This is a genomic window from Vibrio sp. 070316B (genome assembly GCF_013114115.1).
Taxonomy (GTDB): Bacteria; Pseudomonadota; Gammaproteobacteria; order Enterobacterales; family Vibrionaceae; genus Vibrio; species Vibrio chagasii_B.
In genome coordinates, this window is the sequence record NZ_VTYC01000030.1 from 13,959 (window position 1) to 27,148 (window position 13,190).

10 protein-coding genes are annotated in these 13,190 nt (G+C 43.8%); 4 read left to right on the forward strand and 6 right to left on the reverse strand.

Annotated features, from left to right (window positions below; all coding sequences use genetic code 11):
• Positions 1-35 precede the first annotated feature (35 nt).
• Genes F0251_RS19035 through F0251_RS19045 form a run of 3 tightly spaced genes read right to left on the reverse strand, consistent with a single transcriptional unit; the run spans position 36 to position 4,580 of the window.
• A complete protein-coding gene (locus tag F0251_RS19035) occupies positions 36-2,009 on the reverse strand; it encodes a diguanylate cyclase (protein WP_171731604.1) in 1,974 nt (657 codons plus the stop codon).
• A complete protein-coding gene (locus F0251_RS19040; protein ID WP_061030944.1) occupies positions 2,009-2,527 on the reverse strand; it encodes a YfiR family protein in 519 nt (172 codons plus the stop codon). Before F0251_RS19040 ends, F0251_RS19035 begins: the two co-directional genes overlap by 1 nt.
• Complete coding sequence (locus F0251_RS19045) at positions 2,517-4,580, reverse strand: TonB-dependent siderophore receptor (RefSeq protein WP_171731605.1); 2,064 nt, start codon at positions 4,578-4,580, stop codon at positions 2,517-2,519. The genes F0251_RS19040 and F0251_RS19045 overlap by 11 nt, the downstream gene beginning before the upstream one ends.
• A 171-nt stretch (positions 4,581-4,751) precedes the next feature.
• Here F0251_RS19045 and F0251_RS19050 point away from each other — a divergent pair, with 171 nt between their 5' ends.
• From F0251_RS19050 to F0251_RS19060, 3 genes are all read left to right on the forward strand, one after another.
• Complete coding sequence (locus F0251_RS19050) at positions 4,752-5,495, forward strand: 5-oxoprolinase subunit PxpA (protein ID WP_061030946.1); 744 nt, start codon at positions 4,752-4,754, stop codon at positions 5,493-5,495.
• Positions 5,496-5,597: 102 nt separating this feature from the next.
• Positions 5,598-6,359: an allophanate hydrolase subunit 1 gene (locus F0251_RS19055; protein WP_171731606.1), complete on the forward strand. Its 762-nt coding sequence runs from the start codon at positions 5,598-5,600 to the stop codon at positions 6,357-6,359.
• The gene (locus F0251_RS19060) at positions 6,352-7,302 is read left to right on the forward strand and encodes a biotin-dependent carboxyltransferase family protein (protein ID WP_061030948.1); all 951 of its coding nucleotides are present in this window, start codon (positions 6,352-6,354) and stop codon (positions 7,300-7,302) included. The genes F0251_RS19055 and F0251_RS19060 overlap by 8 nt, the downstream gene beginning before the upstream one ends.
• 82 nt (positions 7,303-7,384) lie before the next feature.
• Here F0251_RS19060 and F0251_RS19065 read toward each other — a convergent pair whose 3' ends face one another.
• The 3 genes from F0251_RS19065 to F0251_RS19075 form a co-directional block, all read right to left on the reverse strand.
• Entirely contained in the window at positions 7,385-8,839 is a 1,455-nt protein-coding gene (locus tag F0251_RS19065) for an FAD-dependent oxidoreductase (protein WP_061030949.1), read from the reverse strand.
• Positions 8,840-9,391: 552 nt separating this feature from the next.
• Positions 9,392-11,830 carry an ABC transporter permease gene (locus F0251_RS19070; protein WP_061030950.1) on the reverse strand — a complete coding sequence of 813 codons (2,439 nt, stop codon included), beginning with the start codon at positions 11,828-11,830 and terminating at the stop codon, positions 9,392-9,394.
• A gap of 1 nt (position 11,831) precedes the next feature.
• The gene (locus tag F0251_RS19075; RefSeq protein WP_004738017.1) at positions 11,832-12,506 is read right to left on the reverse strand and encodes an ABC transporter ATP-binding protein; all 675 of its coding nucleotides are present in this window, start codon (positions 12,504-12,506) and stop codon (positions 11,832-11,834) included.
• On the opposite strand from F0251_RS19075, the gene F0251_RS19080 reads away from it, so the two are divergent.
• Entirely contained in the window at positions 12,505-13,128 is a 624-nt protein-coding gene (locus tag F0251_RS19080; protein ID WP_116870660.1) for an arylesterase, read from the forward strand. The genes F0251_RS19075 and F0251_RS19080 overlap by 2 nt on opposite strands.
• Positions 13,129-13,190 lie beyond the last annotated feature (62 nt).

Sequence of the window (13,190 nt, forward strand, 5' to 3'; positions counted from 1 at the left end):
AACAACTTAGTGCGAGGTCACACCCCACAGCGCAATCAAACATCACTTGAGAACACAAATTGCCCTTTCCCTTGGTGTTTCGCGTGATACATGGCTTCATCAGCCATTTGTAAGATTACGTCGATATTACTTTCAGAACCTTTGACTAAATGAATACCAATACTCGCGCCTACGTGCAGTACGCGCTGTTTATAACTCACTTGCTGTTCAATAAGCCTCAACAAGCGCTCGGCCAATTTGCCAAGCAAGATCTTGTCGGTTTGTTTAATAATAAGAACAAATTCGTCACCCGACAAACGAGCAACAAGATCGCCGGCTCTTACTTGAGATAACAGCCTATTTGAGACTTCTTTAAGGATTTCGTCACCCGCGTCATGCCCATAGGTATCATTTACGTGTTTAAATCCATCTAAATCCAAATAAATGACCGCAAAATGCTTGTTTGAATACTGGTTCGATGAGACAGCATCATCAAGAAATTTATACAGTTGCGCTCTGTTCGCCAGGCCTGTCAATGCATCGTGATGAGCTAAATGCTCAAGCCTTTCCATCTCTTTGACATTGGATAAGTCAGATAGTGTCAACACCATATCGAACGCGCCTTTGTTGTTGTCTGACGTGACTCGGTTAACCTTTATGAACATCGGAACTAAGGTGCCTGAAACGTTTTTCTCCGATACCTCTCCCTGCCATTGACCATAATTCTCTAGTGAGGTGCGAATAGTTGGCATCAACGACGAGAATTGTTGCCAAGAAAAAACTTCGAACGGAGTTTTACCCACCAGCAGATCCGCGTGATAACCAAGCATCTGAGTGACGGCGGGGTTAACCATGGTAATGACATTGGATGAATTAACTACGATGAGTCCATCTTTACTGTTTTCAAATACTCCGGCTGCGATACGTTGGCGACTCATCGCTGTTTCAATGTCGGTCACATCTTGGATCGCGAACAAGGTGTTGCCATTCTTTGATAAAGATCGGCTGCTGATCTGTAGCCATTGCTTATTATGAAATAGATCAGTTGCTTCAATTAATTCGTCATTCAGCTCAATATTAGAATCGATAACCCCTTTTAAGAACCCCTGTTGCTTGGTTTGAATAAGCTCTTGTATGGATAGGCTTTCGAGAAATGCTTCGCTGCACTTGAAGATATCGCGTGTTGCTATGTTGGCATGTACGATCGCCCCTTTGCTATCGACCACCAGCAAAGAGTGTTGCACCGTTTCGATCACTTCATTCGCAAATGCTTTCTCTTCTTGTAATTTATCAAGCGTAAAATGAACCTGGCTGTCGCGCTGCTTTAATCGTTGTAGCATGGTGTTAAATGCACGAACCAACTCACCTATTTCATCATTGTTCGAAGTAACCAATCTTGGCTTCTCAGCACGTCTTTCTACAAACGCTTGCATTGCTTCGTTGAGTTCAAACATTGGGTCGATGATAAAGCGTTGAATTAATTTAACGAGCACAGCGCCCAAAATAACCAGCAGTACGAAATAGATCCCAGCGACCTTAATAATATTGGTTAAGATCTTCTCAAATGTTTTCTTTGAAATGGTGACACGTAGATTTGCGATGATTTCGTTGTCGAGAACCACAGGAACCAATAAATAGATGTACTGCTTTGAAATCGCAAATTGTTGAGATGTGATATCTTCACGCTCTTCGCTGGTGGGCCTAGGAATATTCGAGCCCCCTATTTGATAACTGGCAAAGAGCTGTTCTTGAGTGTCGAATAGCTTTACTCGAACGATATCTTCGTCTGCGACAAATGCGGATAAGATTTCGTTAGCTGACGCTTTGTCTTCGAACAATATTGCAGCTTGCAGGTTATACGCAACCCCTTGAGCAAGCACTTTAACACGTTGTATCAGGTTCTGTTTCTCTCGCTCGAACGTGACAGTGTAATTTATTGATTGAATAGTAACAAAGGCAACCGATACAAACAGAATGATCGGTAAGATAAGCTTGTTTTTTATCGAGATATTATTGATGAAAGACAGCATTATTTACCCTCCACTACAGAGATACGAAGGAGGTTTGAGCCTATGATGTAATTACCTTTTTTAGCATTGGTGAGATTGATTTTAGGCTTGAGTTTGTTGTCAACGTGCATAAGCTCGATCACGCCGCCCATTTGGGTAAAATCGTCGTCATCGCTAATAGTGACCATATTCGGTGAGTAAATCTGTTCATTTAGCTGACCATTCACATCAGACAAATAAGTGATATTGCACTGTGGCGTTAGCGTTTGGTGGACTTGGATTGGCAGTGAACGGAGCGTCTTTTGGTTAGTAATGGAAACAAGCGCATCGTTTATTTTTTGGTTCCCAAGTACACAGAAGTGAACCTTATCCATCAAGTTTTCATCATTCCACTGAATAAAGTTGGCAATTCTGAAGAGGTAGACCGCTTTCACTTCATAAGGCTTGAAACCTGCAGCCTCGATATTGAGAGCAGTGAATAAGGGAAATACAAGAGCGATACACGAAACGACTCGCTTGGCTGAGCGTCTAAAATTCATGAGAAACCCTTACATAAACAGACTCTTGATTAACACTCTTTGGTGAAGTGAGCTCAGCCTGGTAGCCACTGCCTTTTCCGATGTTTTCAATAACTACTTCAACCAATGGCGCGGCATGAGATTTTTTCCATGCTAGACGTGCATCAAAGACGAGTTCATGTGGGTAAGATTGCCATGAGTATTGAGTGCCATCTTCTGCAACCCAGTAATCTGGGTAGTTCACGTTGATGTATTGCCCAATAACATCAAATTGCCAGCTGTCGGTAATGTTCCACATGAGTTGTACTGTGGCTAAATGTTGATTGTCGATATCGTAATAGACACTGGTTTGAGCGCTTGAGTTCGGATCATCGCCTTTACGCTTACCTTCTAATGTCGAATAGGCATATCCGAAATAGCTGCTGAGGGCCGGTGTTAATTGATATGACGCACCGACCTCTAACCCATAAGTTGTCGCTTGGTAATCATCCGATAGCGTGCCGACATAAACATGATTAGCTGGAATGTCGCTCGGATCATAACTATGGAAACGAAGGTTATCGTGTTCACTCAAGTAAATGGTCGCATCGAGCTCAAAATCAGAGTTATTCGTATATCGATATCCCATTTCTATTGTGACAACATCTTCATTATTTAATTGGTTGTTTGGCTTAAACAAATCCAAATAGCTAACTCCGGTCTCTGGATAGTAGCTGTTAAAGTAATAGGCTGAATTGCTGTCCATATAAGATGGTGCGACTACCGCTTTACTTACCCCTGCCCAAAGTGAATGGCTAAGATTCAACTTGTATAACCCACGCACTTGAGGTGAAACCTCTGTTGAGTCATTTTGAGTGAAATGCTCTAACTTTGCACCAAGGGTAACGGACAGTGCTTCAGTCCATTGTACCTGTGATTGTATAAATGCATTGGCGATGTAATCGTTGGCGCTCTCTACGTCATAGGCACGCCCGTAGTAATCAGGATTGTACCAATCAACCTCGTTAACCTGACTCGACGAAAAATCTAGATACAGGTATCGCAACCCACCACCAACCGTGATTTGATGAGTCGTCGACAGTTGCTTGATAAGCGTCGAATCAAAATCGACCGTGGTATAACTCCCAGGTGCATCCGGTGCATTATCTTCATTGTATTCCCCCCACAACGAATATGAGAAGGTCGAGGTATCGCTTATGCTTCGTGAGTCGTTAAATTGCAGATAAAAAGAGTGGCTTTCATTATCAAAATCATTAGCTTGGTAATCAACGAGCGTACCAGAGCTATCGTATTGAACTGAATACAACTCTGATTCGGAAAAGCTCTTTTCACCGCCGATTCTTAGTGACCATTGTTGATCACTGTCGCTTGGTTGAAACACCATACCAGCGGACTGCGCTTTCCATTTCTCGGATTCATTAGAACGATACGTTGGCTCTTCTCGGTATTTATAGAAGGCTCTCGCATTGACACTAGCGTTAAAGCTAAGCCCTTGCCTAACACTGAACTCATAATTGTCAGTATTCGAGGCAAGACCTGAGATATAAGTACCTTGGGTTTCACTGGCTGATTTCGTAATAATGTTAACGACGCCATTAGCCGCATTACCACCCCAAATTGTTCCTCCTGGCCCTTTTAATACTTCAATTCGTTCAATGTCGGCAAGAACATAGTCAACGTCGCTCCAATACGTACCGCCATACACTGGGCTAAATAAACTTCGTCCATCCATCATTACTAGCATTTTGTTGTATAATCCATCATGAAAGCCACGAGCAGATACAAACCATGAAGTTTCGTTGAACTTAGTGACTTTAAGGCCCGGCACGAGCTTCAACGCTTCCGCAATGGTCTTAGCACCGCTACGTTGAATACGCTCATTCGAAAGCACATACACGGACGACGGAATGTCCGTGAGCTTTTGAGTCACTTTTGACGCCGTTTCCATCTCAACGTCTAACATCGACAATTCTTCAAGGCTCATCGACATGAGTTGATCTAAAGAGTTCTCCTGAGCCACCACACAGGCCGATGTGGTTAATGCTAGTCCTAAGCTAATTGGGCGGGAAATCATGCGTTCACCTAATATAAAGATAAAAATGGTTCTTCTTTGTTGATGGATGAACTATATATGAAATGGCGTACTAATAAATGTACAGTAGCAAAACTTTGAATCAGGTCACTGTTTCATTTCGTCATTTGTACGAGTGTCGTTAGATATCTATACCTAAAGGAATGACGGCAAGTGACAACGAAGATATTGCTTAATTGCGACATGGGAGAAAGTTTCGGCAATTGGAAGATGGGCGATGATGAATCGGTCATGGAATGGGTAGATATGGCCAACATTGCCTGTGGCTTTCATGCGTCCGATCCACACGTCATGTCGAAAACGATAAAGCTTGCTCAGCACTACCATATTCAAATTGGTGCTCATCCGGGCTATCAAGATCTTGTCGGATTCGGTCGTAGATCTATCCCACATACTATGGAGCAGATCAGTGAGCTCGTTTGTTATCAAGTCGGCGCATTACAAGCCCTGTGCCGTTATCACCATACTACCGTTGGTTACGTAAAGCCTCATGGTGCGCTTTATAACGATATGATGTCGAGCACCGATATTTTTAATGCGGTGGCACAAGCGGTAGCTGAATTTAATATCCCACTGATGATTCTCTCTTCCTCGGACAACCAACAATATCTAGATATTGCCGACGACCACGATCTTCCCCTTTTATTCGAAGCGTTCGCAGATCGTGCATACCTAAATAACGGCCACCTCGCACCACGAACACAAAAAGGGTCGGTGTACGTGAATCAAGACGATATCTATAACCAAGTGATGCAAATCGTCAATTACGGCTCGGTAACGACTATCGAAGGTGAAAGACTACCGATTGAAGCCGATACGATTTGCGTCCATGGTGATAACCCCCAATCCATCGCATTAATTAGAAAAATTCGCCAAGACCTTAACGCATTTAATTAGTATCAGTATGGCGTGAGTGTGCTCTTACTCGTTGACTGAGACAAGTCGACATTCTCATGCCTCGCTAAACACGGACGTTGAAATAGAACTTATGGAAAGGAAATGACGAATAATCAGATAGAATTTAATATCACGCCCGTCGCTGAGTGCAGCGTACTTGTTACGTTACTGCCTTCAGGAAATCGTTCAAGTGTGGTTAGCGCTCAATACATGGCACATTTTTCAAAGGTGATTCGCGAAGAACTGACCACAGTGTTGATGAATGTCACGCCAGCCTATAACACGATACTGATCGATTACTTCCCGTATCGAATCTCCGAGCAACACTTCATTACTCAACTCAATTCGATACTGAAAGAGGCAGTTGCTACCTTTTCGATAACAAGTAATACGCGTAATGCAATCGAACTCCCTGCTTATTACTCTACTGACACAGCCCTTGATTTAGATAAGTACCAAGCGAAAGGCTTATCGCTGGACGATATCATTCAATATCATACCTCTCAGATCTACACTGTTAGCGCTATCGGATTCATTCCTGGATTTGCATTCATGTCAGATGTTGTTGAGCCGTTGGTATTACCTCGTCATTCCACTCCACGACTAAGTGTGCCCAAAGGCAGTATCGGGATAGCAGACTCAAAAACTGCGGTTTACCCATCTGACTCACCAGGTGGCTGGAACATTATTGGTAACTGTCCTTTGTCATTGTTTAATCATAGCCAGCTCGACGGTAGCCAACAGCATGGTTCACATAATCCACAAGGAGAACTCTCGTTACTCGATGTAGGTGATTCTGTTCGTTTTAAAGCAATTTCAAGGCAAGAATTCATTGAACTTGGAGGAGATGTCGGCAATGGCTAAATCAATCAATAAGGCGACAATCACCGTTATTAAACCGGGACCTTTAAGTTTGATTCAAGATTTCGGACGTTTTGGCGTTTCTCATCTAGGTATAACACAAGGTGGACCCGTAGATGATTACTCCTACAGTTGGGCTAATCATTTATTAGCAAATCCTGTTAATCGAGCAGCTTTAGAAATCACTCTTGGCCAATGCACGCTAAAGGTTAATGACGATTGCGAGATGGCGATTTGCGGTGGTGATCTACAGGCGACTTTGGATGGAAAACCGCTGGCCAACTGGAGTACATTTCAAGCGTTTAAAGGGCAAATGCTTTCGTTTGGTTTACCAAAGAATGGATTAAGAGCTTATCTAGCAATTAAAGGGGGCTTTGATGTTCCCGTCGTACTCAACAGTTGTGCAACAGTAACGCGTGAAAAAATAGGTGGATTAACTCAAGACGGTGAAGCGTGCCAATCCGGGTACCAATTAGGCTTCACTAAGCACCCTCTTGCAAAGCACTTTAGACCTCTCTGTGTAACTTTTCGATACACACCAGATTACAACCTACCGGTCAATTTGAGAGTGATTGAAGGCTATCAGAGCGAACAATTTTCTGAATTTGCTAAAGAGACACTTTATAGCTCTCTTTATACTGTGGACCAAAACTCGAATCGCATGGGTTATCGTCTTAGTGGTAAATCGGTTCACTCTCCAGATATCTCACTGTTATCCGAAGGCATTGCGCTGGGTGCGATCCAGGTACCACAAAATGGGCAACCTATTGTTCTGCTTAATGATAGGCAGACAATTGGCGGTTATCCAAAGATCGGGTGTGTTGCAAGAATTGACTTGCCGCGTTTGGCGCAAGCAAAGCCTGGGCATCAGATTTCATTTAGTAAGGGGGATCGCTTGGGGTTGCAAGATGTGTGGTGTCAGTGGGCGCGATTCTTCGGTTATTGATAATGAACTTTCAGCCACCGTTCACAGTGGTGATTGTCAACGGATAAAAAATCGGCTTACCTAAGTAAGCCGATTTTTCGTTTTAGTGGTGGTCTTGGCCTGAAACTTTCGCCAGCGCATTTGGGTATCCACGCTCTTGGGTCAACCCTATCGCTTTATTTTCAATATCGTTTAACTTAAGTGACATTGTCACTGAGTGTGTATCTTCAATCGAGTCAGACTCGGGAATATCGAACCAGTGTTGAGCCACCTTTTGCGCTGCTTCTAATGTTGAAGACGCCTTTACTACCTCAAGCCTTGCATAACGCTCGCCGCAGAAAGAGACATCTGAAGCGCGTAGGCTTGGGTCGGTCCCCGGAATTTGCTGCGCTCCAAATAGAGGCTTACCACCAACTTGTGCAGAGCTAAAGCTTGGTATGAACTGAGACATATGGGTAATCGCCGCACATGTTCTTAGCTCTAGCTGTTCTTCACTCCAACCAGATACGATTTTCTTCAGTAGCTTTGAAGGTAGCTGAGGCTGTGAAGAGCCTGTAGAAGATGAAACCAAGCCACCTTCAAACAGAGTGATCCCTTCCGTCATGCCATGAAGCTGGAATACTCCATCAGCGTATGGTGTTAATTGAGCCATACCTTGTGGTGTGCCTCGTGGGCCATGAAAGATAACCTCAGGCCACTCTTCCTTACATTCTTGTGAATATGGCCACTCCGTCACATAGGCGGCTTTAAACTCAACAAGTCGTTGCTGTTTCGAACCTACAAAGTCATCCACGATGCCGGTTTCAAAGCCGCTGGCATTAATCAAATAATCGGTGGTTAGTGTGCGGCTTTTGTTACCAATGTCCGTGTAGGTTAATGACCAACCTTGTCCCGTAGATTGAACCGATTGTAAGCGGCTGTTGGTCAACACTGTACAATTTGGCTGTTGCTCCAACGATAGTTGAGCCGTCGCAGACAGTCGGAATACACTCCAACCATACTCTTGAACCATGGCAACGGGATATTTAAGCGTTTCTAAATCAGTATGTTTGGCGAAAGGAATACACCACTCATCAAGCGTTGTTGGCTTTAGTGGCTGCGTTAGTTTAGCTAGCGCCAATAACTCATCTTTGTCATAAAGCTTGTAGTACTCTTCAGGGGCCCCAAGTACTTGATTGTTTTTGTCTTGCTTAACGAGTTCGGCATAAGCGTCTTTTATTATCTTGAGACGAGGAAGCAAGTCCAATGGCTCCCCACCATCGCTGTGTGGAACGGCTATGACGGTTGGACGAATATTGATCGTGTGAGGGAACAAACGGACGGTGTCAATTGACTGTGTGAGCAATTGAAGACACTGCTCTACAGAAATATCTCGATACAAATTGCCGCCAGCATGTAGGTGGCAAATCGGTGGACCATTAACCAAACTTGGCCCTTTTTCCAATATAGTGACCTTAAAACCCAACTCACTGAAGTGAATAGCGCTTGTTGTTCCGGCTATACCACCGCCAACAATGGCAATAGAAGCTTGATTTGTATCCGTTTTGTTGTGGTTCATCGTGTTCTGTAGAATAAGATTAACTGCCACTATTCTACTTTTGTTCGACGATGAATTAAAACACATTTTTATCAAGGTCTTAGCTTGGTGGTTCGTTGAACTTATGTAAAAAACTTAAATAATCTCTTGACTCAATAACTTCCAATACTGTTTTCGAGGTTATTCTAACAGTCAAATTTGTCCTAAGTGACGCCACACAAAGGCTGCCTCAGTACTCTTAAAACAAAGATGTTAACTTATCCCTAAAGTTATCCACCGTTTTTGTGGATAACTGTTGATAACGTTCATGCTAAGTTGCGCAAACCCTTTGTTTACAGGGACTAACCGCTGTTCATTAAATCGACACAAATACACAATACGTTTCAAAAAATGCTAAAAAATGTCAATTTTAAAGTGCTAAATGCCTAAGTTGTGCTAGCCGTTGGTCAAATAAAAAACGGTCTAACCGTGAATTCTATAAATAGCTTTCGCCCTAGTATAAAAATTCACAATCAGACCGTTTCAATAAGCGAATAAAAGCTTACGGCTTTACATCATGAATACTCAAGAGAGTTAACCAAAATCCTTGTTTACAGGAGCCAATAGACGCTTAATTAAGCTGTTCACAACAGCGGCTAGTGTGATAAAGGTCAGCACAGGTAAAACAACCCACAACATCGGATGAAGCGAAGGCGCGAGTTCAAAGCCGAAACTCATCACACCTGCCACGCTCATTTCAGAACCCAGCGCAGCAATTGAGCCTGCTACCAGTGCCATTAGCCCATATTCACACCAGATAGTGTTAAGGATGCGTTTCTTGCTTGCCCCTAACGTACGATACAAACGTATCTCTTGTTGCCTTTGAGATAAGCTAAGACGTAAGAGCGTAAAAATAAGCAATAATCCTGCAACGACGCCAAGTGCTGCCAACACGGTAATCGACCAAACAATCTGTTTAAGCAGCTCTTGGATCTTGCTGCCCATTACACGGATATCCATTAAACTAACGGTTGGATGATTCCGTGAGAGTTCGTTGAGCATTTGGTTGTGCTGATCTTCGACTCTAAAGCTCACTAACCAAGTTGAAGGAATTGAGCTCAAGACGTCTGGAGTAAAGATGAAGTAGAAGTTTGGCTTCATTTCACGCCATTCTACTTTACGGATACTGTTAACCTTCGCTGATACCTTTTGACTATTGATGGTGAAAGCGAGCTCATCTCCAATTTCCAAACCTAGCTGTTCTGCTACATCAGATTCAACAGACACGCCCTGCTCTTTCGTCCAAGTGCCTTCAAGCACTTCATTGTACTCTGGTAATGAGTCGCCCCACGTGAAGTTGATTTCACGGCTTAGCGCGTCAGTTCGTTCAGATGTCTCGCTATATTCAGATGCTTCGACACCATTGATTGTTGTCAGTCGCCCACGAATGATCGGGAAAGCTTGAGTACGCTCGACTCCGTTAGCATCAATGGTTTCCAAATAGCTCTCTTTCTCATAACTGGCGATATTCAGTGCAAATGCATTGGGCGCATTCTCAGGCAGGGTTTGTTGCCAGTCTGACAACAGATCGCTTCTTACCAACCAGATAATCGATAGCAACATCAACGAAAGCGCTAACGAGCCAAATTGTATGCCCGTTGCAAGCGGCGTACGATTAATTCGACTTAAAGCTAAGCGCATTGATGTCGACGTCGGAAGCTTGCCAAAAAGGCGCAGTACAAACGTACTAACTAGGGCCAGGACCAAAAATAGGCACGCAATACCGGCTAGAACAATCCATACCAATAGATTGTCACCATACATCAACATCATTGGGATGATAGGCACCAACAGCAAAGCGAATTTCTTATAGCTATCGCGAGTCTTATGGCTTGATTGAATCACGCTAATCGCAGAGGTATTTACCAACCCAATCAACGGAATGCCAAGTGCAGGCACACCAATTAAAACACTGGATAAGATTGCAAGAATCGCAGGTTCGATACCGTAGCTTGGAAGCGGCGATGGCAGTAAATCACCAAGCGGAATACGTAAAAGAAACTCTAAACCGATACCAATCGCAATACCGAGTACGGTACCAATAACGACAAGTAATGATACTTGTACCGCTAGCCACTTAATGATCCACGGTTTGCTCGCCCCCAAGCTTTTTAGCATAGCAATGGTTTTTCTACGGCTCGCGACATAATGTTGGCACGTTAAGACCAAAGTGGTCGCCGCCATGATCACAACAATTGCAACAGTTAACGATAGGTATTGCGTGGTGCTTTCAAACATGTCGTTGGTACGGCTTGCTGAGTCTTGTGTACGCCAACGATCACTCGGGGTTAGTTCAATACTGTCTTGAGCGGTTTTGAGTTTTGCATCATCACCGTTTAAGAACAGTCTGAAACTTACACGACTTCCCGGTTGAATGGCACCTGTCGAATCAATGTCGTCATTGTGTATCAGTACCGCAGGCATTTGTTGGAATGGGTTGAAACTTAACCCTGGCTCTTGGGTGATTCGTCCTGTAATGGTTAAGTCGGCATCGCCGATAGTGACATTGTCACCTATCCCGACTTCCAACTGCGCGAAAATACGTTCGTCCAGCCACAACTCACCGGGCTCAACGTGATTACTCGATGCATTGTCTGCACCTTCTAGTAACATTTCACCACGCAATGGATAGTTACTCTCCACCGCTTTAACCGTTACTAACTGCATCGCGTTGTCGCTAAATGCCATGGTTGAGAAACGGGTTAACTGAGAGCTTTCTAGTTGCTCTACTTGAGCAATGTCTAGTAGCGGTTGTGGGATTGGGTTTGCTGAGATGAACACGCTGTCAGCAGTGAGTGCATCTTTCCCCTGTTTTACGATGACCTGTTCCATGCGCTCAGCCAATGCTGATAGTGCGAAAACACAGGCAATGATCAGTGTTAAAGCGATCGATACTGGCCATAGTTGACCATGTCGAATCTCTTCAATGCTCCATGAAAACAGGCGCTTGTTAAGTCCGTTTGATGAATTCAATTTAGACTTCCTCTATCTGTCCGACATGCATCTTAAGCGTTCGTTGACATCGTTGTGCTAGCTTAGGATCGTGTGTCACCAGCACTAGTGTGGTGCCGTGAGAAGAGTTCAGTTCGAACAGTAGCTCGACGATTTTGGCCGCGGTTTGTTGGTCCAGGTTACCGGTTGGTTCGTCAGCAAATAGGATTTTGGGCTTGATCATGAACGCACGAGCTAAAGCAACACGCTGTTGTTCTCCACCTGATAACTGAGATGGTAGATGATCGAGCCTGTCTTTTAAGCCAACCGACTCAAGTAACGCAGTTGCGCGTTCAATGTCTTCATCTTCGCCTTTTAGTAAGCATGGTAGTGTCACGTTTTGCAGCGCTGATAAGCTAGGAATCAACAAAAAACTTTGAAAAACAAATCCTACCGATTCACTTCGGATTTTCGCTCTCGCTTCATCATCTAGCTGTGAAAGTGGTTGTCCCAATAAATGGATTTCGCCTTTGGTAGGGACATCAAGGCCAGCCAGCAGTGTCATCAAGGTCGATTTACCTGCCCCAGATGTACCGACAATCGCGACTGTTTCACCTTCACGAATATCAATATCGACGTGCTCTAGGATTGTTAAATGTTCTTGATTAGTAGACACTGTCTTGGAAACAGCTTCTGCTTTAATGATGGATGTATGCATGACTCGACTAATTTCCTTTTTATTATTTATATTCTTTTCTACCGCTTCTTTGGCTCAAGGCTCTGCGTCAGCTCAAGATTCAAAGTTACTGATACTTGGTGACAGCTTGAGTGCTGGTTACAACATGGATATCAAACAGAGTTGGCCAAGTTTGTTACCAGATGCGTTAGCGAAACATGATAAAGCGGTTACCGTGGTCAACGGCAGTATCTCTGGCGACACAACAGGTAACGGTTTAGCTCGTTTACCCCAGCTACTAGAAGAACACGCTCCAGACACCGTCCTTATTGAGCTTGGAGCCAATGATGGTCTTCGTGGCTTCCCACCTAAGCTGATGTCTTCAAACTTAGATCAAATCATCGAGCAGATAAAAGCGGCGGGTGCAAAACCAATTATGATGCAAATTAAAATCCCACCTAACTATGGCAAGCGTTACAACCAGCAGTTTGAATACGTATTTGCAGCGTTGGCTGATCAACAAAATGTACCCCTGCTTCCATTTTTCCTAGAGCACATCATCCTAAAACCGGAGTGGATGATGAACGATGGTTTGCATCCTAAACCAGAAGCTCAACCTTGGATTGCTGAATTTGTCGCCGAAGAATTATATCAGTATCTTTAGGTTTTAATGGTCTAGCTCAATAAATTTTACACAGCTTTACGTTAGCCTGAGTGCATATCACC